This is a genomic window from Paenibacillus sp. MZ04-78.2, assembly GCF_024213375.1.
In the GTDB taxonomy this organism is placed as follows: Bacteria; Bacillota; Bacilli; order Paenibacillales; family NBRC-103111; genus Paenibacillus_G.
In genome coordinates this window covers 15,382-40,374 of sequence record NZ_JANAVJ010000044.1, presented here as the reverse complement: position 1 = coordinate 40,374, position 24,993 = coordinate 15,382, and the positions used below count along the sequence as shown (strand labels likewise).

At 49.4% G+C, this 24,993-nt stretch carries 22 protein-coding genes and 1 pseudogene; 16 read left to right on the top strand and 7 right to left on the bottom strand.

Annotation, left to right across the window (positions count from 1 at the left end; all coding sequences use genetic code 11):
* Positions 1-61: 61 nt before the first annotated feature.
* Positions 62-244 carry a GNAT family N-acetyltransferase gene (locus NLX71_RS27340; protein WP_483874631.1) on the bottom strand — a complete coding sequence of 61 codons (183 nt, stop codon included), beginning with the start codon at positions 242-244 and terminating at the stop codon, positions 62-64.
* A 170-nt stretch (positions 245-414) separates the two neighbouring features.
* Between NLX71_RS27340 and NLX71_RS22455 the strand changes: the two genes are divergently transcribed.
* Complete coding sequence (locus tag NLX71_RS22455) at positions 415-972, top strand: MAE_28990/MAE_18760 family HEPN-like nuclease (protein ID WP_309248979.1); 558 nt, start codon at positions 415-417, stop codon at positions 970-972.
* Between the two features lie 119 nt (positions 973-1,091).
* Here the strand turns inward: NLX71_RS22455 and NLX71_RS22450 are convergent, their stop codons facing one another.
* Positions 1,092-1,472, bottom strand: a complete 381-nt coding sequence (locus NLX71_RS22450; protein WP_254365982.1) for a hypothetical protein — start codon at positions 1,470-1,472, stop codon at positions 1,092-1,094.
* Positions 1,473-1,633: 161 nt separating this feature from the next.
* On the opposite strand from NLX71_RS22450, the gene NLX71_RS22445 reads away from it, so the two are divergent.
* Positions 1,634-1,846 carry a hypothetical protein gene (locus NLX71_RS22445; RefSeq protein ID WP_254365981.1) on the top strand — a complete coding sequence of 71 codons (213 nt, stop codon included), beginning with the start codon at positions 1,634-1,636 and terminating at the stop codon, positions 1,844-1,846.
* A gap of 95 nt (positions 1,847-1,941) precedes the next feature.
* On the opposite strand, the pseudogene NLX71_RS22440 reads toward NLX71_RS22445, so the two are convergent.
* Positions 1,942-2,265, bottom strand: a pseudogene (locus tag NLX71_RS22440) (PD-(D/E)XK nuclease family transposase); the annotation flags it as partial.
* 304 nt (positions 2,266-2,569) lie between these two features.
* On the opposite strand from NLX71_RS22440, the gene NLX71_RS22435 reads away from it, so the two are divergent.
* From NLX71_RS22435 to NLX71_RS22425, 3 genes are all read left to right on the top strand, one after another.
* Positions 2,570-2,815, top strand: a complete 246-nt coding sequence (locus NLX71_RS22435) for a hypothetical protein (RefSeq protein ID WP_254365980.1) — start codon at positions 2,570-2,572, stop codon at positions 2,813-2,815.
* Positions 2,816-3,089: 274 nt separating this feature from the next.
* Positions 3,090-4,358, top strand: coding sequence for an SMI1/KNR4 family protein (locus tag NLX71_RS22430; RefSeq protein WP_309248977.1), 1,269 nt, complete (start codon positions 3,090-3,092; stop codon positions 4,356-4,358).
* A gap of 46 nt (positions 4,359-4,404) precedes the next feature.
* Positions 4,405-5,112 carry a hypothetical protein gene (locus NLX71_RS22425; protein WP_254365978.1) on the top strand — a complete coding sequence of 236 codons (708 nt, stop codon included), beginning with the start codon at positions 4,405-4,407 and terminating at the stop codon, positions 5,110-5,112.
* A 232-nt stretch (positions 5,113-5,344) separates the two neighbouring features.
* Here the strand turns inward: NLX71_RS22425 and NLX71_RS22420 are convergent, their stop codons facing one another.
* Together NLX71_RS22420 and NLX71_RS22415 are read right to left on the bottom strand one after the other, a co-directional pair.
* Positions 5,345-6,511, bottom strand: coding sequence for an MFS transporter (locus tag NLX71_RS22420; protein WP_254365977.1), 1,167 nt, complete (start codon positions 6,509-6,511; stop codon positions 5,345-5,347).
* A gap of 100 nt (positions 6,512-6,611) precedes the next feature.
* Entirely contained in the window at positions 6,612-7,202 is a 591-nt protein-coding gene (locus NLX71_RS22415) for a TetR/AcrR family transcriptional regulator (protein WP_254365976.1), read from the bottom strand.
* A 188-nt stretch (positions 7,203-7,390) separates the two neighbouring features.
* Between NLX71_RS22415 and NLX71_RS22410 the strand changes: the two genes are divergently transcribed.
* From NLX71_RS22410 to ahpF, 4 genes are all read left to right on the top strand, one after another.
* Positions 7,391-7,969, top strand: a complete 579-nt coding sequence (locus NLX71_RS22410) for a TMEM175 family protein (protein WP_254365975.1) — start codon at positions 7,391-7,393, stop codon at positions 7,967-7,969.
* Between the two features lie 334 nt (positions 7,970-8,303).
* Entirely contained in the window at positions 8,304-9,803 is a 1,500-nt protein-coding gene (locus NLX71_RS22405; RefSeq protein WP_254365974.1) for a malate:quinone oxidoreductase, read from the top strand.
* 322 nt (positions 9,804-10,125) lie between these two features.
* Positions 10,126-10,689 (top strand): alkyl hydroperoxide reductase subunit C, encoded by a 564-nt coding sequence (gene ahpC, locus NLX71_RS22400; RefSeq protein ID WP_036692003.1) that lies wholly within the window; start codon positions 10,126-10,128, stop codon positions 10,687-10,689.
* A gap of 13 nt (positions 10,690-10,702) precedes the next feature.
* Positions 10,703-12,232: an alkyl hydroperoxide reductase subunit F gene (ahpF, locus tag NLX71_RS22395; RefSeq protein WP_254365973.1), complete on the top strand. Its 1,530-nt coding sequence runs from the start codon at positions 10,703-10,705 to the stop codon at positions 12,230-12,232.
* A 219-nt stretch (positions 12,233-12,451) separates the two neighbouring features.
* On the opposite strand, the gene NLX71_RS22390 is transcribed toward ahpF, so the two are convergent.
* On the bottom strand, positions 12,452-12,856 hold the full coding sequence (locus NLX71_RS22390; protein WP_254365972.1) for a hypothetical protein: 405 nt from the start codon (positions 12,854-12,856) through the stop codon (positions 12,452-12,454).
* Positions 12,857-13,028: 172 nt separating this feature from the next.
* Here NLX71_RS22390 and NLX71_RS22385 point away from each other — a divergent pair, with 172 nt between their 5' ends.
* From NLX71_RS22385 to NLX71_RS22365, 5 genes are read left to right on the top strand one after another with little or no spacing between them, the layout of a single operon-like run.
* On the top strand, positions 13,029-13,472 hold the full coding sequence (locus tag NLX71_RS22385; RefSeq protein WP_254365971.1) for a nucleotide-binding protein: 444 nt from the start codon (positions 13,029-13,031) through the stop codon (positions 13,470-13,472).
* 19 nt (positions 13,473-13,491) lie between these two features.
* Positions 13,492-15,051, top strand: a complete 1,560-nt coding sequence (locus NLX71_RS22380) for a TIGR02677 family protein (protein ID WP_254365970.1) — start codon at positions 13,492-13,494, stop codon at positions 15,049-15,051.
* The gene (locus NLX71_RS22375; RefSeq protein WP_254365969.1) at positions 15,048-16,283 is read left to right on the top strand and encodes a TIGR02678 family protein; all 1,236 of its coding nucleotides are present in this window, start codon (positions 15,048-15,050) and stop codon (positions 16,281-16,283) included. The genes NLX71_RS22380 and NLX71_RS22375 overlap by 4 nt, the downstream gene beginning before the upstream one ends.
* A gap of 22 nt (positions 16,284-16,305) precedes the next feature.
* A complete protein-coding gene (locus tag NLX71_RS22370) occupies positions 16,306-20,547 on the top strand; it encodes a TIGR02680 family protein (protein ID WP_254365968.1) in 4,242 nt (1,413 codons plus the stop codon).
* On the top strand, positions 20,544-22,088 hold the full coding sequence (locus tag NLX71_RS22365) for a TIGR02679 domain-containing protein (protein ID WP_254365967.1): 1,545 nt from the start codon (positions 20,544-20,546) through the stop codon (positions 22,086-22,088). The genes NLX71_RS22370 and NLX71_RS22365 overlap by 4 nt, the downstream gene beginning before the upstream one ends.
* Positions 22,089-22,190: 102 nt before the next feature.
* Here NLX71_RS22365 and NLX71_RS22360 read toward each other — a convergent pair whose 3' ends face one another.
* Positions 22,191-23,060: a DMT family transporter gene (locus NLX71_RS22360; RefSeq protein WP_254365966.1), complete on the bottom strand. Its 870-nt coding sequence runs from the start codon at positions 23,058-23,060 to the stop codon at positions 22,191-22,193.
* A gap of 325 nt (positions 23,061-23,385) precedes the next feature.
* On the opposite strand from NLX71_RS22360, the gene NLX71_RS22355 reads away from it, so the two are divergent.
* Positions 23,386-24,069: a bL9 family ribosomal protein gene (locus tag NLX71_RS22355; RefSeq protein WP_254365965.1), complete on the top strand. Its 684-nt coding sequence runs from the start codon at positions 23,386-23,388 to the stop codon at positions 24,067-24,069.
* Positions 24,070-24,297: 228 nt separating this feature from the next.
* Positions 24,298-24,987, top strand: a complete 690-nt coding sequence (locus tag NLX71_RS22350) for a class I SAM-dependent methyltransferase (protein ID WP_254365964.1) — start codon at positions 24,298-24,300, stop codon at positions 24,985-24,987.
* The last annotated feature ends 6 nt before the right edge of the window (positions 24,988-24,993 follow it).

Here is a 24,993-nt window from a genome sequence, read left to right as displayed (position 1 = left end):
TGGTAGAATCGATTTTATCGAAAGAGTGGCCTTTTTTCAATTTTTGAATACCTTATTTTGGTTAATCAACAGGCGTGCTTTGTCCTTTAATAAATTCTTCGATGAATGCTTTTGTGTCCTCGAGTCTGTTTGGTCCCCAGTCGGAGTATCTACAAACCTCCACATCAGAAGCATATTTGTGAACTTCCTGTAAATCCCCAGGAATAAATTCGCGTAAAATTAATCGATTCGTCTCTATAATCAAGCCCTACACCTACCTTGCGATTTTAATAACAGTATTCAGGTTGAGAAGTAGTTATTCTAGTGGAACACGATAGTTGAATCACCAGCAAAAAGGCCGTTGATTACTTCGACGCTTTCTGTGCAAGATACAAGCTTGAGCCGTAGCTCTTGGATTAAAGGTATAAATTCTTTATAAATAGCGCTAGAACCCATGAAAAAGGACCACTTTTAAGAGCGGCAGTACCACTTATCTATGCTCACTGGGAAGGTTTTATTAAAAATTCTTCAATTGCTTATCTGGACTTTATTTCAAGAAGGAGCCCGGTACTGAATAACTTAAGAAATAATTTTATGGCTGTTGCTTTGCGTGAAAAGATTTTAAGTACTGCGAAATCCCAAAAAACAGAGGTTCATGGGGAATTAATAAATTTTATTTTTGACAATTTAAACAAAAATATATCGTTTAATCCAATTGATGCAATTGATACCGAATCGAATTTGTCATCAACTGTGCTTAAAAATATTATGTACACCATAGGACTAGATTTTGACGATACTTGGGAGAAGAAGATACAACAAATTGATACCAAATTACTCAAACATAGAAACGAAATCGCGCATGGTGAGTTAATTGAAATTACTGAGGGAATATATGAAGAACTGCATAGTTTTGTTTTAAATAGTTTAGAGCAATTTAAAACATTAATTGAGAATGCTGCCTATACTTCAAGTTATCAAAAAACGAGTTGAAGATGAACAATCGTGAAACCTACGACTCTGAATTAGTGTCATAGGTTCGTAGGTTTCCAATTTAAGGTTGTATTAAGTCGTTACCCCCCGTTGCTGAAAACCATCGTCCTGACGATGTACTACCATTCGCCAACCCAAACCGGATTAAAATTTGAATATCCCATTTCCATTAGTAAATCCCATGCATTATTTAAAATATGAGGCTGTCCTTTTGTAAATAATTCTTTTCTTTGTTTCATTAGATATGAAATAATCTCAGCTATATGTTTTGGCTTGCCTAGGTCTATTGTTGTTTCTAAATCATTTTTACGCGCTGTAATTTTGTAAAAAGCCCAGAATGTACGAGGATCTTCATCTGGTGGATTTGATTCGAAAATAAGTGTGATTTTTATATTTTTGTTTTCTTTTGGAGAAATATGTAATGTGAACCTGCTCCCACCTGAATACCAATAAACAAATGCCTGTCGGTCGATGGTAATATTTCTTAGTTCACTCTTCATAAATTGTTCACCCCGATCTAATTGCTCTACATCATGATTATAAAATAATTTTGACTTCGAATCGACCAACTTTAGGCTATCAATGTGAATTTCTCACCTTTTAGGTATGTTCTACTAGTACGTTATATCCTTGTTCTTCCAGAAAAGAAATAGAATAATAGATGAAAACCAAAACGCTAAGCTTGAAAGATCTGGTTAAGACCTATAACGAATATTTGAAAAACCGCGGTTATGACCGTACGGTTGACTCCTCCACTGACAAAACAATCGGCATTACCGCTACCAAAAGCAAAGAGTCTACGGTTATTGAAGGTAAGATCATTGATGCAGAAGCAGGCATTACACAATATACGATCACATGGTCTGCGGTCTAATTTAGATAAAGCCGCAACTGCTTTGTTCAATCAGTTGCGGCTTTTTGCCTTTGTAGATATCCATCTCCATCGGACTGACTCTTCAACCAGAAGGTTTAGTTTTGCTTTCTCAAAGCAATGATTTCAGCCTCAGACAGCCCAGACGCTTTGGATATAATCGATGTATCGACCCCAAGCTTGAGAAGCTCCAAGGTCATCTGAACTGCTTTCTTTTTCTCTCCCTCAGCTAACGCTCCTTCAATCATGGAAGCTTCATCATGCAGATACTTCTGTCTATCTTCATACAATCGGCGGGCCTCGGCATCCTGACTAAGAAATTCCAATGTGTCCATCGCTTTTTTCAACACAGGCTCGTTCATAGTAAGCACCTCCCAATTGGATTTATCGACACCTTTCAAGAAAAGTAACCAATTCACCAAGCAGTTCGTTCATCTGCAATCAATTCCATTCATTATAAGAATATCATGCTTACAGGTTCTTAGACACAGGAAGTAGACACGCAAAATGTGGATTCGCTTGCCTGTGCATGAACAGTTGTGTGTTAAAGTAACGGACTATGGGATTCGTCCGAGTTTACCCTAAAAACCGATATGGTGAATCGTAATAAGTGACAGCGAAAATTGGGTGTTTAGGATTGCCCGCTATTTTCCATAGTGTGGTATGATGAGGCATGGGTGGATAATCGTTTCCCGGCCCGAAATAGGGTATTTGGATGATTTTAGGATGTTTGGGAACCCGTACATATACCATTACCGGAAGTGGCTATTTATCAGTGCGGGCGCAGAGGGGGATCTTGGCGTATGGGGACTCATAAAACAAATGGATAGCCAGTACCATATGTTAGTATATGGGGATTGGGGCTTTCATAAGAATAATGCTTTTGGAGGCAACATCCTGCTACCTAAGCATCAAATTGAGGAATGGATCGAGCAGGCGATGCAGAATAATCGCTACGAGAAGGCAGAGTAACAGGATTATATCAGAAAATCCGTGGCATACTTCCGGTGCGTTTGTTGAAAGTCCCTTGAAGGAGATTTGCCCATGCTTTTTTACATTTCGTTGCCGAAGCCCCCGCCACGAGCGCATACAGAGTATGTACGGAGAATACCGATTTCCGCATCTGCTGGAAATTGCTGGATAAGCAAGCGAAGGAAGCTCGGCTATAATCAACAAGGGGGTCAATAGGTTGTTTTGGAAGAAAGAAACGCAACTTGATCGAATAAAAAACAAACTCGAAGAGGCCATGCGCAAAGATACGGATTTTTTGGTGTTTGGAGCATCCTCACACAAATACAGGGTTTATGAAAAGCTTACAACAAAAGAGCTTGCGGACTGGCAAGCAAAAAATCAGGTCACACTCCCGGAGCCTTATACGCAGTTTTTAACGGAAGTCGGAAATGGAGGCGCCGGGCCGTATTACGGGATTTATTCGATTGAAAAGGCCACTTCCTATACCGATACAAATGCACTCGCTGCAAAATGCGTTCTGCACCCCAGAATGACAAAAGAGGAATGGAACCATCTGACCGAACCCTTGATCAATGATGAGGACATCTCCGACCCGGAATACGACGCTGCCCGTAATATGGTGATGGGCGGCATGTTGTGCATTGGCACACAAGGCTGCGAATACGATATGTATCTCGTACTTGAAGGGGAACACAGGGGGGAAATCGTTTACACTTCAGATTTTTATCCTGATCATCCCTTTTTCTTTGTTTATGAAGACAATTTTCTGGACTGGTATGAGCGCTGGCTGGACGAAATTATTCTGGATTATGATATCGCGTGGTTTGGCAGCAAGATGCCGGGCGATGAAAATGCGTTAATACAGGTTTATCAAAACGCCCCAAACGAAGAAATCAAATCAAAAGCGCTTGATGGAATGTTCAAGTTTAAGAAAATCTCGCAGCCAACCGTTGATTTTTTAAAAAACGTTGCTGATCAAGGACAAAAAGATCGCATCACAGCCATTCAGCTAATCTGCAAAACCTCTGTTGACGCGGGAAGAGGCTATCTTCTGGAGCTGTTGCATTCGGATAGAAATGAGGATTTATTACACGCTTTACAGATTCTGAACTGGTACGGTAAATCTGTTGATTTATCGGAATTTATAAAAGTGATAATGCAAAGTCTCGACAGGGTACGTGACCCGGAAACGTTAAGTCATGTGGGGTATGTTTTGGAACCTTCCGGCGTGATTTCACTCCAAAACTTTGCGCCCTTTTTATGCCAAGCCGACTCGAATATCCAAACCGCCGCAATCTATGCCACACGCAGTTGCAATGACAAATCGGAAGGTTGGGAGATCATCGAACAGGTGTTAATGGGTGGCGACAAGGAGGTTATGAAAAACTCTATTCTATTTTGGGGCGTTATCCCTCATGAGAAGTTGTTGCCTTATTATAAGGCTGCATGGCCGGAATATAAAAGCAATAATAATTTCAGGGAAGAATTTATAGGTTGTTTGAAAGAATTAAATTTGCCAGATGATTATTTTGACAAAGAATAATTTCCACTACACATAACCAGACAATGCGGATAATGGAGGGAGAAGCTTGCTTAAATGGAATAGCGATATATGGGGAAAGCTTACAGGACCATATGGAACTGCGGAGAACGTGCCTGTGTTATTGCAGCAGCTAATGGGGCAATATAGCCAGGAGATTTTTGACGAACTCTTTCAGGAGCATTTGTTCCATCAAAATACGATCTATACGGCTACATACGCGGCGATGCCGTTTTTGGCACAAATCGCATGCTCTACATCTGATGCCGAAGTGCGTAAAGAGCTGTTTATCAATTGCGGTATAATCGAAGCAAGCCGTGATGGACGCGATGAGGCGCCATTTCCAGAGGCTTGGGCGGAACTGGCCCAAGATGCGGGCAGCTCCGTTTGTACAGAATTGTATCGCGAATATATAGAGGCCATTGGCAAGCTTAAGGCGCTTACAAAGGAAGTGTTCGCCTATGCAGCCCATCATTCCATTGATGAGACGGAGAAACGTTATATTCTTGTTGCGGATGCTGCGTATCGGGGGTCGTCTATCCTTGCCAACATGCTGATGACGTTTATTCACGGTGATGAGTATGTAGCCGTGTGTCCGGCCTGTGAAGAAGATGTATTTATATGGCCTAATGAAGAGAATGCAGAAATCCTCAAATCCTTCAAGCTTATGAACACGATCCCGTCTCTCACACTGGCCAGGAATCACATGATATCGTTCCGGCAACGTCATTTGCAGATGAAGAAATACGAACATTAGCGAAGCGGGTAGAAGCGATCGGAGAGCAAACATTGGCCGGGCATCTGCCTTATTTAGCGGGGGAGACCTTATGTCCGTCCTGCCGAGAGAGAATGTCTGTATGGCCGTCTTTACTTAGCACATTTACAATATAGAGCTGCAGGAGCTGTCGCGCCGCGACAAGCTCCTTCTTACTTTTTGCCGATAGACCCGTTAAGCTGAATCGTATCAACAATAAGGCGAAGTTTAGAAATTAAGACTTGCTCTTCACTGTGATGTTTAGCGCTCCAGCTTTCTTGAAGTAAGGCAGCAATGAAACCAAGCCCAGCATCGCCAAAATAAAACCGACCCATAGCGGAGAACGGAGCCCGTATCCAGCGTCGATGGTCAGCCCTCCGATGGAAGAGCCTATGACGATGCCAAGGCTAATAACGGATGCGTGAACGGTCGCAACCAGCGTGCCAGTCCCTGCAACGCGGGTGATGCGGGTCGACATCGCGGGATTCAGGGTCACTCCCGTTAGTCCAATCATAATGACGGCAATGACAGCGACGTACGGACTGTGGGCATAGATTCCGAACATCATCAGCGACGCAGTCAAGAGCATCAATCCTATGGTTAGGATTGGCATCATATATCGATCGGCAAGTCGGCCGGTAACAAGATTTCCTGCGACGGTCGCCATGCCGTAGACCCCTAATAGAAGCGGAACCGTCGTTGTGTCGAAGCCGGAGAGGTCGGTCAGGATAGGCGCGAAATAACTGAATGCGGCAAACGTTGCGCCGATAATGAGAAGGCTGGTCGCATAGGCGGCCCATAGATTTCGGTTTTTGAAACTCGCCAGTTCACTACGCAAACTAACGGACTCCGACTTGGATGCGGCGGGGATCGCTTTCATACTCAAAAGTCCAGACAGCAAAACGAGTACGACAACCACCCAAAAGCTGGAGCGCCAGCCGAAGTATTGGTTGAAGAGTATCGCCACAGGCAATCCGAGCGCGGTAGCAACCATTAAACCGCCAAGAACGATGGAAGCGGCACGACCGCGAGCCTGAGGACTGACGAGGTCAAAGCAAATGCCAAGCGAAACGCCGAAGCAAGCGGCGGAGGAAACGCCGGTAATGATCCGAGCAACCATCATCATCTCATATCCGATGGCTAGCGCGCCAAGCGTCTGACCGAAGAGGAATACGGCCGAAATCAATAAGAAAGCCCTTTTCTTCGACACATTGGACAAACCAATCGCTAACAAAGGACCCCCCACAATCATCCCCGCAGCATAAGCGGATATAAGGTAGCCGACGGAAGCAATGGATACGTCAAATTCCTTCGATAACGAAGTCATGATTCCGGCGACCGTGAATTCGGCAGTGGTCATAGAAAAAATCATCATTCCCAGTACATAAATAGCAAACGGCATAGTAATGACCTCCAGGTCCCGAATAAATTGTAATGAATAGTACAAAATTAGGCGTGACGAGATGAATTGGGCTCCGTTCAGACGTAAAAAAAGCGCAACGCTAGAACAAGACTTCCAACGTTGCGTTGGCCATTTGAACGGCCCTTTCACGATTCTGAGCAGCGGCATTGAGCACTCGGAGTCCATAATAATTACTTAGAAAAAGGCGGGCTAAATCCGAGGCCGGATGTGTCCGCGAGATCTCTCCTGATATCTGCCCCGTCTCAATCGTCTGTTGCAGAGCCTGCTCCAGCAAATCGACGTGTTGTTTGAATAGGCGTTCGACCGCCGGATCTCTTTGTGCGCGCTCCATTGCAGCATTGATCAACAGGCAGCCTCTTCGATTCTTGTTTGAAAAGTCCTCTTCTATAGCCCAATCCAACAAAGCACGAAGCCGGTCTTTTATCGGTCCTTGCCGGTGGAGAATCTCAATCTGGGCTTGGATGCCGGTTTCATGGTAACGCAAGAGGGCTTGTTCATAAAGCTCGTGCTTACTGCCGTATGCATTGTATAAGCTTCCTCTTCCAAGCCCCGTTTGCTTGCACAGATCCTCCGTCGAGCAAGCTTCGTAGCCATTTTCCCAGAACAATTCCATCGCCGCATCAATCACGGCGGTATCTTTAAACTCTCGTGGTCTTCCGCTCTTACTCACCTTATTCAACTCCCTTCCTGCACGCTCTAATAAAACCATAGTAATAATTTTGTACTGACCTGTCAAATATAAGCTTGGAGCGGATTGAAAGTGTGAAAGTTTAGCTTGACAAGATGAAGGGGGTTATGCAAAGTTACTGGTGTCGAAAAGGCTAAAAGAGCGCGAGAAGCGAGAAAAGGTGAGACACGATGAAAGCAAATCGGATGGAAGCGTTCAGCGATGGCGTGCTGGCGATTATCATTACGATCATGGTGCTGGAATTTAAAGTGCCGAAAGGCTATGACTGGTATGCGCTAATCGAACTTGGCCCGAAAATTGTTAGCTACATCTTCAGTTTCGTATATATCGGCATTTACTGGAACAATCATCATCATCTGCTGCACATGGTTCGAACGGTGCACGGGCGGTTGATGTGGCTGAACTTGCTGCTTCTCTTCTGGCTATCCCTTGTACCGTTCACGACAGCTTGGATGGGGGAAAGCCATTTCGCACCTACTCCAACGGCGCTGTACGGCATTATTCTACTGCTATCTGCGTTCTCGTACCGGATGCTTCAGCGCGCGATTATTAAACAGCATTCCGGCGATTCCTCCTTCGTCGTAGCGATGGGCAGAGACTGGAAGGTGAAATTATCGCCTTTTCTCTACTTGATCGCGGTCTTGACCGCCTATGTCAGTCCTTGGATCTCCTGCTTCTTTTTCGTACTCGTTGCCGTCATCTGGTTCGTGCCGGATAAGCGAATCGAGCAAGCTCTGAAAGACCGCTAAGAAATAGCTCTAAGGGACGGCAAGCTTTTCAGACAAAACCAAACCAAAGCCACAACCCCAGTAAGCGGCGGGGTCAAGGCCTTGTTTTTTTGTGTATTAGGGTTTCATGGGGGATTTCTCACTTCTTAACTGCAATCACTGAAATTTTCCGGCTTTTAAATAGCAGACAACTATCATATAATAGTAGATATATGAATCTAGATTTAAGACTGACAAGTTAATATTGATCCCGACGAAGGGTGTGACTAGCAGGTCGCACCCTGACTTGCTATGGAGCTCAAAGCAAGAGAGCCCACAACTTTTCTTCAAATAATAGCGCGTAAGGACGGTAAAAATGAGTAACAGACAAACCACAACAGACGTTATCTTAATTGGTGCCGGAATCATGAGTGCGACTCTGGGAACGCTGCTGAAGGAATTGGTACCGGACTGGAAAATTACAGTCTTTGAGAAGCTCGCAACCGCAGGAGAGGAAAGCTCTAACGAATGGAATAATGCGGGAACGGGGCATGCTGCACTGTGCGAGCTGAACTACACCGTCGAAAAACCGGACGGGTCCATAGATATTAGCAAAGCTATAAAAATTAATGAAGAGTATCAGGTTTCAAGACAGTTTTGGTCTTATCTTGTCAACAACAATCTGATACGTAATCCGCAGGACTTTATCATGCCATTGCCTCATTTGAGCTTGGTAGAAGGGGAGCAAAATGTAGCGTTTCTAAAAAAACGTTTTGAAGCGCTGTGTGACAATCCTTTGTTTGAAGGGATGGAATTTTCCGATGACCCGGAAAAACTGATGGAATGGATTCCGCTGATTATGAAAGGCCGGACCTTAAATGGACCTATGGCGGCCACGAGAATCGAATCCGGAACGGATGTCAACTTTGGCGCTTTAACGCGTATGTTGTTTGACCACTTAAAGAATAAGAATGTCGATATCAGATTCAAGCATAGTGTGGATGATATTAAACGTGCTAGCGACGGCTCGTGGGAATTGAAAGTGCGGAATGTCGATAACGGTACAGTCGAACACCATACGGCAAAATTCGTCTTTATCGGCGGTGGCGGAGGAAGCCTGCCTTTATTGCAAAAATCCGGTATTCCCGAAGGAAATAATATTGGTGGATTCCCGGTAAGCGGACTATTTATGGTGTGTAATAATCAGGATGTTGTCGAGCAGCATCATGCCAAAGTATACGGTAAAGCTAAAGTCGGCGCTCCTCCCATGTCGGTTCCGCATCTGGACACAAGATTTATCGACAACAAAAAATCGCTGCTCTTTGGACCGTTTGCCGGCTTCTCGCCCAAATTTTTAAAAACCGGTTCCATGTTTGATTTGTTAGGTTCCGTAAAACCGAATAACGTCTTAACGATGTTGGCGGCGGGCGCCAAAAACGTCCCATTGACAAAATACCTGATCCAGCAAGTGATGTTATCGAAAGAACAGCGTATGGAAGAGCTGCGCGAGTTTATCCCGAACGCCAAAAACGAGGATTGGGATATCGTGGTAGCGGGCCAGCGTGTGCAAGTGATCAAGGATACGGCTGCCGGCAAAGGAACGCTTCAATTCGGTACGGAAGTCATTAGTGCCGCCGATGGCTCGATCGCCGCATTGCTCGGCGCTTCTCCGGGAGCTTCGACCGCCGTTTCCGTGATGCTTGAGTTAATAAAAAAATGCTTTCCGCAGCAATTAAAAGCGTGGGAGCCGAAATTTAAAGAAATGATCCCTTCTTATGGCGAGTCGTTATTGAAAAACCCGGAGCTGATCCAGGAAATTCATACTTCGACCGCGCGGACGCTTGGTCTAAGCAAAGAACTGCAACCTGCCATGTAGACGGCACACAAAAATAAAAATGAATTAAGCGGCCTTCGTCCTGATTTCCATGGGATAAGGCCTCTTGCTTTGCCTGCAATCTTTTCGTAACTGAATTGCCATGAATAACGGCAGGTTATTGCGGGAAAACTTGCAGCGGGTTTAAAAAAGTGCTACGCTTGGGTTGGACTGGGTGACATTACCAAAGGAATTTGGACTAGCTCCACCATCTTCATCATACCTTCATAATATCCTCATCATAGCTTCATGATCCAAACGCCAGTCTGCCTTATTATTATACATATGCAAAATCTAAACCCCATATCTAAGGAGGAAAATCAGTATGTCTCTTATCGGAACAGAAGTAAAACCATTCAAAGCATCGGCTTATCACAACGGCAAGTTTATCGATGTTACGGAAGCTGACTTCAAAGGGAAATGGAGCGTCGTTTGCTTCTACCCGGCGGACTTCACGTTCGTATGCCCGACGGAGCTTGAGGATCTGCAAAACCAATATGAAACGTTGAAAGGCCTCGGCGTTGAAGTATATTCCGTTTCTACGGATACTCACTTTACGCATAAAGCATGGCACGACAGCTCCGAGACGATCGGCAAAATCACGTATATCATGATCGGCGATCCTTCGCATACGATCTCCCGCAATTTCGACGTATTGATCGAAGCCGACGGTCTGGCGGATCGTGGTACGTTCATTATCGATCCGGACGGCGTGATTCAAGCTGTTGAGATCAATGCAGGCGGCATCGGCCGCGATGCAAGCATTCTGGTGAACAAGATCAAAGCTGCCCAATATGTTCGGAACAATCCGGGCGAAGTGTGCCCTGCGAAGTGGCAAGAAGGTTCCGCAACGCTGAAGCCGAGCCTCGATCTTGTCGGAAAGATCTAAGGAGTGAAAACTTATGGCACTGGACGCAGATATTAGAGCACAACTAAGTCAATACCTGCAGCTCATGGAAGGCGATGTGCAGATTCAAGTGAGTGCAGGGTCCGATGCCGTATCGCATGAAATGCTGGAGCTGGTGGATGAAATCGCCAGCTTTTCCTCCAAAATCACGGTGGAGAGAACCGAATTGTCCCGAACGCCGAGTTTCGGTGTGAACCGTGCGGGGATAGATACGGGAGTTGTTTTTGCCGGTATTCCTTTAGGACATGAGTTCACTTCCTTGGTGCTTGCACTGCTGCAAGCAAGCGGAAGGCCACCCAAGGTGGAACAGCATCTCATCGATCAGATCAAGAACATCCGCGGCGAATATCGCTTCGAGACCTACGTTAGCTTGAGCTGTCACAATTGTCCCGACGTCGTACAGGCGCTGAACGTCATGAGCGTCCTGAACCCTGGCATCTCGCATACGATGATCGACGGTGCGGCATACAAAGCTGAGGTCGAGAGCAAAAACGTCATGGCCGTGCCTTCCGTGTACCTCAATGGCGAATTCTTCGGCGGCGGTCGAATGTCGATTGAAGAGATTCTCGCCAAGCTGGGGACGGCTCCCGACGCATCTGAATTTGCGAACAAGGAGCCGTACGACGTACTTGTCGTCGGGGGAGGCCCCGCCGGCGCCAGCGCCGCGATCTATGCGGCACGCAAAGGCATTCGTACCGGGATTGTCGCCGAACGCTTCGGCGGTCAGGTCATGGATACTCTGGGCATCGAAAACTTCATCAGCGTCAAATATACCGAAGGCCCCAAGCTCGTGGCAAGCCTTGAGGAGCATGTCAAAGAATACGGCATTGACGTGATGAAGCTCCAGCGCGCCAAGCGCTTGGAAAAGAAAGACCTCGTCGAAGTCGAGCTTGAAAACGGGGCTGTGTTACGAAGCAAGACCGTTATTGTCTCCACCGGTGCGCGTTGGCGTAATGTTGGCGTTCCCGGCGAAGCGGAATTCAAGAACAAAGGCGTAGCCTACTGCCCTCACTGTGACGGTCCCTTGTTTACAGGGAAACACGTAGCCGTGATCGGCGGCGGCAATTCCGGCATCGAGGCGGCGATTGATCTTGCAGGCATCGTGAAGCACGTGACGGTGCTGGAGTTCATGCCCGAGCTGAAAGCCGATGCTGTCCTGCAAAAGCGGCTTTACAGTCTCCCGAACGTGACGGTCTTCAAGAACGTTCAAACGAAAGAGATTACCGGCACGGACAAAGTCAACGGGATATCCTACATCGATCGTGATTCGGGAGCGGAGCATCATGTCGAATTGCAGGGCGTGTTTGTTCAGATCGGACTTGTTCCTAATACGGATTGGTTAGCCGACACGGTTGAACGCACGCGCTTCGGCGAGATTGCCGTAGACCGTCATGGTGCTACGAATGTCCCCGGTGTGTTTGCTGCAGGCGATTGCACCAATAGTCCCTACAAGCAGATTATTATTTCCATGGGATCAGGTGCAAATGCAGCCTTAGGCGCATTCGATTATCTCATTCGAAATTAATACATTTTGCGTATACCCAGAAAGGCCCCTATTTTAGGGGCTTTTTTGCGTATAGATTCGGATATGATGAGAGGAAAGGAACGAACAGGCAATCGCCTGAAGAAATCGTCGAGGAAGTTAAAAAAGGGAACGTTCTCCTCAGACAAGGGGATGTCCCCACAAAATATTCTATATCATAAAGAGCATGATAAGCATCTTTTTCACTTTTTTACTAAAAATTTAGTTTTTCGACGGCGAAGGAGAGGCGGTTTTGCTGAAAGATGTCGAAATAACGATTAAATGAGGGTTCGGATATGATTCCAGCGCCTTTAATTCAGCCAGCCACTGCTTTCTCCAGCGTTGTGCGGTAGCTTTACCGATCCCAAGAATTGAAGCGCATTGGCGGGCACTTGATTTTTCAATAAAGTGAAGCTGAAAAAATTTAAGTTGGAGTTCCATCGACTTTTGGCTGCGAAACCGGACTCCGATAGGCTTATTAAAGTGCTTTTTGCAATGATGGCAGAAGTGTTGTTGAATAATAGGGGTCTTTTTTGAGGTTTCTTGTGCGAAGTCCCATACTCTTGAGTACCTTTTGCCGTCTTTTACAGTTTGTTTGGAGTCACAACGCGGGCAAGTTTCAGTCATATATTATCACCCTTTCTTCTATTATAAGGATGCCAATGGAGAAGCATCCAAACGGGAGTCGGCTATTGATCATGTAAATTATGATAGCAAAATAGCTTTGGACTGGTCAATGTAATAGAAATAGGGTACGATTTTCTTAATTGTCAATTTAGGAGAATGGGGGAAGTGCGCGATGCGGAAAATCTTTATCGGCGGCTCGCTGGAATCGGGAGAAAGGGTCATGGAGCTCGCGAGAATCATAGAGGCGGAAGGCGAAGAACCGGTCCCTTGGGATAAGCCGGGTCTGTTTCCGCTTGGTGGATATACTTTGGAGCAGTTAATCAAAATTAGCAGGACAGTGGACGGCGCACTGTTCGTATTTGGAGAGGACGATAAAGTGTGGTATCGGAACGATATGGTTTATCAGCCACGGGACAATGTATTTATTGAATTTGGCATTTTTGCCGGGCAAATCGGTCCGGAGCGTACGGTAATTGCTGTGTCCGGCAACGTAAAAGCAGCTACAGACCTAAGGGGCGTTATAACTTGCAATCTGGACCGACCGTATCAGGCGCGCATTCAGCTTCGCCAATGGTTAAACGGACTGGCCCTCGTTCGCAATGAAGCCGGTGTATAAGCCGAAGGAGAGATAAATCATGTCCAAAAAGCCAGTCCCCCATACTTTTCAAAACATATCTGAATTAAAGTACGTTAATGCCGACCACAATTCCCTGCGGTACCGGGTTATTATGCGTTATATTTATCAGGAATACCAGCGAATGCGATACTGGTTGAAGCCGGAAGAGATATATGCGGGCGTGCAAGAGTGGAACCTTCTGGAGAACTATACGCTTGACATGTGTCAGAGTGACTTGGAACAACTCGTTCAATGGAAGAATCTTTCTCCTAGGCATGACGGCGGGCGGGTGGCCACGGTGGAGGAGTATCTGCGCAAAAAGTTTCAATATTTCCTTACCCCTTATTCCATCGAAATTGAACGCATGCTGGAAGGATTGGAGAAAATTCGCGGATACGGCGGTTCACTGGAGCCCACTCTCTTCGATACGATTGCGGAGTGTCTGAATAAGATCCGCTTGGGTACAAGCGAAGGTTCGGATGATACGTTGACGGCTGCGGAGGCTCACCAGCTCTGGAGCGAGTTAATCGCTGCCTTTACCCGTTTGCAGAAAACCTCCGTCGACTATATTGCCAGCCTGCAAACTTCGAGAGCCGAGGAATTGATGGCGACGGAGGCTTTCCTGGCCTACAAGGAGACGTTGACGGAATATTTGCGTAACTTCGTACAAGCGCTGCAGCGCAAAGCTTATCGGATCGAAGCGCAGCTGCAGCAGATGAGGCCCGGATTGCTGCAGCAGTTTTGGGAAAAGGTTGTTGCCGAGGAGCTGGCTCGACCCACGTTGGAGGAGGAATTCACGGGCGAACAGTTGCTCGCCGATATGCAGGAAAGCTGGGACGGCTTGCACCGCTGGTTTGTAGGGGAAGCTTACGGCGAGAGTGAATTGATGCTGCTGGAAATATCGACCAAGGAGACGATTGCCCGCGTGGTTCGCAGCGTGTTGCGCATTCAGGAGCGCCGCCGCTCCGGCTTGAGCCGCCGCCGCGAGCTGGATTATCTGGCCCGCTGGTTTTATCGCTGTCAGACGCCGGAAGAGGCGCACCGGTTAGCTGCAGCGGTGTTCGGCCTATTCCCGGCTCGCAAGTTGCAAGGGCAGGATGAACGGACAACCGAAAGTACCACTCAATCGATGTGGCAGGAGCAGCCTACGGTTCGGCCGCTTCGTTCCAGAAGCCGGCAGCGTCTGGAGCGGGATGACGCGCCGACCGAGATTGTCAACCATGACCGGCAGAAAAAAGAAGCCAAGCTCAAGCTGTTCAGGCAGCGGCAGGAAGAGCTGGAACTGTTGATGCGGTTGACGGACCGGCCTGTTGTGAAGATGAGCGAACTGGGCATTGTCAACGGAACGACCCGTCTCCGGCTGCTGTACTGGATCGGACGTTGTCTCCAGGCGGGGCGGGGACATGCTTTCCGCACTCCGGAAGGCATCGAGGTCAAACTGATAAACCCCGGGGTTCGCAACCGGGTAGTTCTGCAATGTACAGACGGCCAACTGGAAATGCCGGATTATCAGCTCAGGGTAAGCTGGACGGGGGTCGATCGCGGCGAAGCCGCTTCGCGGAGAGGAGGAGGCCGTTGAGAAATCGAGGATTTGCAACCAGAAGACGCCGTCGGGCGGATTCTGCAAATGAAGAGCAATTAAGGGAGAAGCGGCATGCTTGCTCGCACGCGCTGCTAAATCGGCCTTGGGTTGAGAAGGAAAAGGACCCCGAGCTGTATTATTGGATCAAGGATATGCAGGAGGAGCTGCGCATCTGGTTTCTCGACTTTACTGGCTTCCCGCTGATCGTCACGCGGACAATGGCCAAGCTGGACAAGACGCCGGTTATTCCCCAGAGCTGGATGGGATTTCGCGAGTTTGGCGAGCCGCGGGACTATATGTTTTTTACTTACGGGCTATGGTTCCTGGAAAGCAAGACGGAGCATGACCAGTTTCTGTTGACCAATCTGATCGACGAGATGACGGAGCAGTTGAAGGCGAATGACATTGCGGTCGACTGGACCGAATATCGAAATCGGTTATCGCTTGCTCGGGCGTTGAAAAAGCTGAAGGAACTGGGCGTGCTGCGGTCGCTGGACGGCGAGGAGGACAGCTGGGCGGCTCGCTACAAGGAGGGAGCGGACAACTACAATATTTTGTATGAAAGCTCCCCGTATGCACGTTATATCCTGCGCCAGCTGCCGCGGGAGTTGTTCGCGTACGATACGTTGGAGAGTCTGTCCGATCCGATGTTGTACCCCGAGACGGAAGCGGGAGAATCGGTTCGCCGCCGCCATCGCGTCTATCGCCGCTTGCTGCTGGAGCCGGCTGTCGCCGATTGCGACTGGAGCGATGAGGATAGGTATTATGTAGGGACGCAGCGTCATACGATTATCGACAATATGGATCGTATGTTCGGTTTTGTCGGGAGGCGCTATAAGGAAGGGTTGCTCTTCTTCTACCCGGAACTCACCGGCGAGGAGGAGCTGTTCCCGACCCAGTCGGGCTTATCGGATATCGCGCTGCTTCTTGGCGGCATTGTCCGGGATCGCCTCGATGCCGGAGATGCGGCTTTGTACCTGGATACGGACGGCATCGTCTGGCTGGAGCGAAGCGGGCTGGAGCATCTGCTGCTGGAAATTAGCGAAGAGCATAAGTCGAAGTGGGCGCAGGAGCTTCGCTCAGGGCCTGTCGGCAAGCTGGCCGAGATGGTTACGAGCTTCTTGCTCCATTGGGGGTTGGCAAAGACAGAGCCTGGCAGTGCCAGAATCGGCATTTGCCCGGTGCTGGGCCGATGGAGAGGCAAATATATGACGGATGTCATGAATTAGATAAAGGCAAGGGGGAAGAAGAATGACGGAAACGGCGTTCACGGAGTCGGTTCTGACGGAAGCCGCTGATGAAAGGGAACGTATCGCCGAACGCTGGCAAATGAACAGGGCCGGGCTGGTCAACTTCTGGTATTACGATAATCAGGAGTTTGAGTTGGAGCAGGGCCGGCTTATTCTGCGGGGGGCTAACGGCTCGGGCAAGTCGGTCACCATGCAAAGTTTTCTGCCGCTCGTGCTGGACGGGGACAAGCGCCCGCACCGGCTTGACCCGTTCGGCTCGCGCGACCGGCGCATTGACTATTATCTGCTGCTGGATACGGACAGCGGCTATCCGGAGCGGACCGGTTATTTGTGGATGGAGTTTGCCAATCCGTCTACAGGCAGATTCCGGACCGTTGGCATTGGGCTGAAAGCCAAACGCGGCGGTTCTCAGGTTGCGTTTTGGGGATTTCTGCTGGAGGACGGACGCCGGATCAACCGGGATTTCTGGTTGTTCGATGAACGCCAGAAGAGCGAGAGCGGCAGTCTCATCCCGCTGACGCGCAAGCAATTGGAGGAAGCGATCGGCGAAGGTGGCGAGGTTGTGCAGGATCAGTCCTCGTATCGGGATATGGTCAATAAAGCGTTGTTCCGCTTTCCGGATGCCGATTCATATCAGGATTTGCTCCAATTGCTGGTCCAGTTGCGGAGCCCGAAGCTGTCCAAGGATTTTAAGCCGACCGCGATTTATGACATTTTGCAAGCGGCTCTCCCTCCGCTGCTGGAGGATGAGCTAAGTCCACTGTCCGAGGTTCTGGAGGATATGGACGAAATCGGCGACCGGCTGGAGGAGCTGCAACAGCATCTGAAGGAAATCCAACGCTTGATGGACGACTACCGCTCGTACAATGAATTTGTGTTGCTTCGTCGTTCCCAGGAAATGCTGCACAGCCGGTCGCTGCGGGACAAGCACCATCAGCATGCCGATCAGTTGAGTAAGCGTCGGGAAGAGCAGGAGCTTCTGCTGAAGGAGATCGAGCGGCGGATGGAAGAGGCTCGCGATCGTCTGCAGGAATCGCAGGCGGAGCTGGATGTGCTGGAGAATCACGAAGCGCTAAGTGTGCAGAGAGAGCTGGAAACCTCCGAAAGTCATCTCAAGGAGACGAATCAGCATCTGGAGGCCACGGGCAAAAGACTGCAACTGCAGCGGGAACGGCTGGAGCGCCAGAAGCGGTCTGCCGCCGAAGCCGAAGCTTCTCTGGCGAGGCTGGAGCGTGAGCAGCGGGATTTGCTGGAGGATCTGGAAAGCGTGGCCCGGGTAATCGAATTTGCGCAGCATGATGCCTATTCTTTGCAGTGGTCCCGGCACATTCCGGAACAGGATAGTTGGCGGCAGCCGTGGAGGCGCGATCTTTCCGAGCATCGGCGTTCGCTGGAGGAAGCGCTTGGCACAGCCCGTGAGGAACGGGCCGCGCGCCAGTTGGCCGAGGAGCTGGAACGTCAGGTCGGAGACGCCCGCAGGGAGCGGGATGAGGCGGAAATGAACCGACAGACGGCTGAGCGGGAGACAGAAGAACAGCGTGAAAAGCTCAAGGAGGCATATCTTGCATGGAGCCGTGGCTTGAAGCTGCTTCCTCTCAGCGAGGGGCGGCTGAGCGAGATGTTGCGGGCAGTGACGGCGCTGGATGCGGACAGTCCTGCGTATGACAAGCTGCGGGAGCCCGCGGCCGCCGCTTTTGCAGAGCGGCAGGAAATGCTGCTTGCCAACCAAGCGGAGCTGCGTCAGCGTTTGGAGCTGTTGCGGGAGAAGAAGCGTCAGCTGGAACAGGAGAAGACGGAATGGCAGCGCAGTCGAGAGCCGGAACCGCCGCGCACAGCCGCGAGAAAAGAGGCGCGAGCGGTGCGGGCGACCGGAACGGGAGCGCCGTTCTTCGAGGTTTGTGAGTTTCGCGGCGGTATCGGCGATGGCGAGCGCGCGCTGTTGGAGGAGCAGTTGGAGCGCGCGGGACTACTGGATGCCTGGATCGCCCCGGACGGTCAGCTTCAGTTGGACGAGGGGCAGGAGGACAGCTGGCTGGTGCCCAATCCTCTCTCGTTCGGCTATACGCTGGCAGAGCTGCTGGAGCCAGTGCCATCGGAGTCCAGCGGCCTCTCCTATGCTGTAATAGAAGATGTGCTGCGCAGCTTCGTATGGGGGGATATGGACCATGGAAGCGAGTCGTCCGGCGCGGCGTTGACCTCGTCCGGCGGCTATCGGCTGGGACCGCTCGCCGGCGTCGCGGCTACCAAGCCCCGCGCGGAGTATATCGGCAAGGAGACGCGCAGACGCACCCGGGAGCTGATGATTCGGCAACTGCAAGAGCAATTGGAAGTATGTGAGCGGGAGATGGAACAAACGGAAGAGGCGTTGGCGAATCTGGCGGCCGAGGCAGCCGGTCTCAGGGAAGAGCTGGCCAGCTTGCCGGGGCATGACGGGCTTCAGGCGACTTTCCGGCAGCTGGCGGAAAGCAGGCATCAGCTAGAGGCTGCCGTCAAGCTGGAGCAGCGGCTGCTGAATCGTTTGGCGGAGCAAATGGGCGCGCTGCGGGAGCTTCAGGGGCGGCTTGCTTCCCTGACCGCCGCGTGGTCGCGGCTCAAGCGGGAGTCCGATCTTGCCGAGGCTGTAAAAGATTGCGCCGTTTATGAAGGTCAATTGTTAGAGCTGCACGCCGCCTGGCGCTCCTGGATAGAGACGGAAGCAGCCCGCTCGCGCGCAGAGCAGGAAGGGCGCGAGACGGAGGAGCTGATCGAACAGGACGAGCTGACGGAAGCGGAGCATATCGATACGCAGCGGAAGCTGAAGGCCCAGATCTCCCGTCTGCGGCAGATGATTGAGGAGCTGGGCGTGGCCGATATTTACGAGCAGATCCGACAGTTGAAGGAGGAGCAGGCCGGGCTTCGCCGCGAAATGGAGCTTGGCGAGCAGAAGCGCCGAGAGACCTATGATGTTTTCGCCAGCTTGAGGGCTGAATTGCAGCAGACGGAAACGGTATTGGCCGAGGTCTCGCAGCGCTGGCTGAGCGCATACGGCGCATGGAAGCTCGAACTTGCGTTCGGACTGCTGGAAGACTGGCAAGAGTATAAAGACGTTGGCAAGCGCGCAGATCGAGATGAGAAAGACCTGATTCGTCTGGCCCGGGAAATAGATAAAAGATATAAAACCGCTTATGAAAACAAGGAACGGGACCCCATGTCCGACAAGTTGATCGCGACGTTCAATGATGTGCGGCATACGCTAAGCGAGTATGTGTTGAATTTGGAAGGCGTCTCGGAGGCGGGCGGGCGTCTTCTGATCGTATCGATGCGCGACAAGCTGAATCCGCAGCCGCTATGGATGGTAGCGGAAGAGATCAAGGCGCACGAGGAAGAACAGCGCCATATGCTGACGCAGAAGGACCGGGAATTATATGAGGAAATCATTTTACGAAGCGTCGGCAAGTCCATCCGTCAAAAAATTGTCCGCGCGACGGAATGGGTCGAGCGGATGCGGCAGCTAATGGGTGAGCGCAATACATCGAGCGGTCTTCGTTTGTCCCTTGAGTGGGAGCCGAGCCCTGCCTCGAACGATCAGCAGCTGGATACGGAGAAGTTGGTCAGGCTCCTTATGCGGGAAGCTCACCGTCTGGACGACGAGGACATGGAGAGCATTATTCGTCATTTCCGCAGTCATATTGTTCAGGCCAAGGCAAATGCTCAGGAAGAAAAGGAGTCGCTGCGCAAGCATATTCAGAAATTGCTGGATTATCGGGAGTGGTTCGCATTTAAGCTCTATTACCAAAAAGGCGGCCAGACCGGCTACAAAGAGCTGACGGACTCCCGCTTCAACGTGCTGAGCGGCGGGGAGAAGGCGATGGCCATGTACATTCCGCTGCTGGCTGCTACCTACTCCCGTTATTCGGATGCCGCCGACGATGCGCCGCGGCTGATTTCTCTTGACGAAGCCTTCGCGGGCGTAGACGAGGAGAACATGAAGGATATGTTCCAACTGTTGACGGATATGGAGTTCGACTATATGATGACCTCCCAAGTGCTGTGGGGCTGTTACAACACAGTGCCCAGATTGGCCATCTACGAGATCTATCGCCCCAAAGACGCCGACTATGTGACAGCCTTCCACTATCGCTGGGACGGCAAGGATTTGAAGCTGGGAGAGCCGGAGCTTGAGGCTGCTGCCGGGATGGAAGAACAGGATGGAACGCAGGAAGGAAGCGGCTCTTCCGCAAGCAATGAGGCGAATCCGCTATGAGTCAACAGCGCCATCTGCCGGAGGAGCTTCGTGAATTGGCGGACCCGGCTTACGATCGCTTGTGGAAGGAAGCGCGCAGGAAGTACCAAAGCGCAGGCGGCGTTGGCAAAAGAGTAACCGTCAAGCTGGAAAAGCTTCGCAAGGAGGAATGCGAGAAGCTGCTCACGCTGCTGCCGGAGCATTACAGGCAGATCAAACCCGGGGGCCAGCTCAATGTGTTGCTTCTGGAACTGGAGCAGGAACTGGCCAAGCATCCTTATTACATTCCGAGCTTCCGGGAATGGTTCCGGCTGCTGGATGGCGAACCGTTGTTGACACGAAGGGAACAGGAGGAACAGGCGGACCGGACATGGGAAGAACTGTTCTCATTCGTGAGGAACGCGTCGGACAGAGTTACGCCGGAGACGGCGGGGGATCAATTGTTTTATCCGGAAGCCGTTCGCGCATGGCTGATTCGTCTGCGGGATGGGCAGGCGGCGGGTTATCGCACACTGAAAGATATGCTGCGAACAAAGCCTGACATCGCTCGCACGGCGTTGAAGGAATGCGCGGACGCGCTGGCTGCGTTGGATGCGGAGCAAGCGGGTGCAGCAAGCATGGGTTACAGCGACGCCGGAATTCGGCTGCCTGTTCTGGCGAATGAATATACCGGCGATCCTCATGGCTTTGACTGGAAAGAAAGAAGAGGTCGGCTTCTCTATTATGGACTTCTGGAGATTTGGGGCGGAGGAAGTGAACCGTCCGAAGGGTTGAAGGAGCGTGAAAGCGGTCCGGATATTGACGACACCATGAAACGGACAGCCCTGGAGCAGGAGCTGGAATGGCTCGCAGCCATCTCCGGCGACGCGATAGAACCTGCGGCCGGACAAACCTCCGACCGCCAGCCGGAAGAGATCGAATGGCAGGACCGGCATACATTGGATATTCGCTCCGTTTACCGCAGAGCCGGCATACGGGATGATGATGTCTCGTCACAAGCGCTGGTATGGGGAGCGCCGTTCGCGGAGGAGCGGGCAGCTTCCTTGACGCTTCAGCAAGTGGAGGCATGGACGGTCTGGCCGATGGCTGCATCGGTATATCTGGTCGAGAATCCTTCCGTCTTCAGCAGTTTGATTGATGTTTCATCGGCTTTGAAGTGCAAGGAGGAACACAGAAATTCCATGCGTACTATGCGGCTGCTGGTTTGCTTGAGCGGCCAGCCGAGCGCAGCGGCCGTGCTGCTTCTGGATCGCCTTCATAAAAGGTTGGCTCCGGCGTGTCGATTTTATTATTCTGGGGATTATGACGTCAACGGCCTTGCCATTGCGCACGGCATAGCGGCGAGGTATGCGGGACGATTCTCGCCTTGGCGCATGGACCGGGGGACGTATGACCAGTATGTCCGCCCGAAGGCGTCCTTCAGCGAAAAGGAAAAAGCAAGATTAAGGCAACTGCAGCCCGCTTGGGAGCCACTGCTCGGACAGCATGTGGCCGACCGGGGATACAAGTGTTATCAGGAAAGCTTGCTCCCGGAATTAATACAAGATTGGATAAAGACTTGATAAGGCCCGTATTTTAATGAACGACAAAACAAGGAGAACGATCTTAAAGTCGTTCTCCTTTACGGATTTATGCGCTATAAGGGGCAATTTCCTCTGTCTGCTCTAGACAGGCTTTTTCTTCCTGCCTGCTTCGCTTATAAATGTCGACCCCAGTAACAGGACAGCGCCCAGCATTTGAAATAAGGTCATCTTTTCGCCGATAACAAATGCGGATATCACTAAGGAAGCAAGAGGATCTATATAGCTTAATACCGCGATACTTTGGCCTTCCAGCCCTCTCATTCCGGAAAAAAACAGGTAAAATCCCACCCCTGTATGCAGTACCCCCAATATAAAAATGAGGATCAAGGAATTCCCCGATATCCGAAATAGATCGAATCCCTCTGTCATCAGAACGTAAGGGATAAGCAATACCGCCGATAATAAAAGCTGGGAGAGCGTGCTCTCCAGTCCGTCCATGCTGCGGATAAATTTGTTGGTCAACGTCAGGATGGCATAGAAAGCTGCCGCGATTAGGCCATAGACGATCCCGAGCAGATGATGCCCGGTTCCTTCATTTCCGCCGCTCTGCACAATGAAGAGCAGTCCGAGAAGGGCCGCGCCGACGCATATCATTTTTTTGAGCGAGAGCTTTTCTTTCAGTACAATAGGCGACATGACAATGACCAAGACGGGAGCAAAATAATAGCTTAAAGCCGCATTCGCGATGGTGGTTTCCTTATAGGACTGAAAAAGAAAGATCCAATTGCCACTCAAGGCGATGCTGGAGAGCAGTAGGACAGGAGCATTCTTTTTTATGTTTTTCCACGAAATGCTCCGCTTGGTAGAGATGCAGATGATGAACAAAAACAAGCTGCCGATCAAGCTCATGAATAAAGCGATTTCGCTTGCAGCCAGATCAATATACTTGGCAAAAACGCCGACAGCACCGAAGATGACCATCGACAAAATGAAATAAATTTTTTCTCTCACTTTCTTTTCCCGCTTTCTACTCATATGATGGGGCGACCAAGGTGTCGTCTACGCATGCATACAGTAGAATCTACGGAAAGGACCACAAACCTCATGGAAGTACCTTGACAGTAGATTCTACTGTTGAGGTACTACTGGCGGGGCAATAAAATGATACATCGTTCTCCCTCCTCCGCAATGTGTGACCAATGCATGTAATAAGCTTATTATATAGCTAAGATAGGTACTTTGAAAGTTGAAGGGCAATTTTTACAGTAGCAGAAAAGACTTTAAGAGTATGCTTATGCTACGATATGGAGATTGAAGTACGAATATGGAGGGTACCATGGCTAAATTCATAAAAGTAAAAATGTTGAAGAATGATTCGCTTGGAAAAAAGGATGAAATCATAGTGCTTGAAGAAAGATATGCCCAATTATATCTTTTCCCAAGAAACAAAGCGGTCCTTATTGAAGAAAGCGATAAAAATAAACCAGAGGCGGGTTATCCGATTCCAAAACACTTGAAAGACATTCTCATACCGACGGGTACGGACAATGACGAGAATCGTGTAGATGGGGTTGTTCGATGCCTATGCGGATGCGAAACCTTTTCGGTTTCGGTTTACGGCGATAAAGAAGGCCAAGACATTTATGTAGGCGAGTATAACAATGACTCTGCGTTGATGATTAAAGCAGAATGTACGGAATGCCGTAAAACTCATCTTATATTCGATCTGTCAAAGCACGGTTGGAACGGATTTGTCTGTCATGACGGAGTTACCGTGCCCGATGATGAACTTTTTCCTTGGTCCTGCAAAAAATGCAGCTCGGATGTTCACCGTATCCGGCTGACTATCATTTCCGAGGGTAAAGAGGAATACGTTGACAATCTAGGCGATGATATCGGAGACGGTAAAGAATTCAGCGAGGATGACTGGGTTGAAGCCTTTGGATGGATTACGATAAGTCTCACTTGTTCTCATTGCGGTTTTAACGATGAACGCTGGATTGATTATGAGACGATGTGAATATATGAGTTTGGATCGGGGGTGCTTCCCATAGGGGGCATCTTTTTTCTTTTTCTGAGATCGAGCTTTATTAAAAATAATTCACCTAAATAAACTATATTTTAACTATTGAATTAAAATAAGTATAAAATTACATAAAACGACATAAATCAACTTCATTTGCTATATACACCTCCTGTTGCTAAAGATATAATGCAAATAGGAAAAAATTGGAGGTGTGTTCCAAGGATGGAAAAGGTGTGGAATGTCGTATGGAAAAAAGATAACTATGCGTTGGAGAAAGTAAGGAATAACAAAGCGCTGCAAAAATTTAATATATACGAGAGCTTGGGAGTCAACTTTCATAAATATAAAAAAGTCGGAGATTTTGGGGCGGGCGGGGGCTATATGACGCTGGAATTAATCCACCGATACCCCAGTATTGAAAGCGTAAAATTATACGATTATTCGGAGGATGCGTTGCTCAAGTCCAAAGAAAATCTGGCGAATTACAGCCATGTCAGCTTTAAGCAGCACGACTTGAACGTTCCGATGACAGATCATGCCGAACAACATGATTTTATTATGGCGTTTAGCGTGTTGGAGCATGTTCAAGATTATGAGACAGGCTTACAGACGTTGTTCGACCGTTTGGAGAGCTCCGGGGAAGCTATCATGGTGTGGTCTCATGCGAATTCTATTTTTAAGTGTCAGCGTCAATTGTATGAGAAGCTAAATCTCTGGAACTATGGCTTTCAGAAAGAAATGTCGCAAAAGGAAATCTACAAATTCCTGGACGGCAAATTTGATGTGTTGTGCTGCAAAGTCGTTCCATGCGTCGGAGATAAGGGCGTCTGGACCTTGCTGGATAACGTGATCCACAAATTCAATAAGCAGAGCGGCAGATATCTGTTTCTTCACCTGAAGAAAAAGCAATAGGAAATG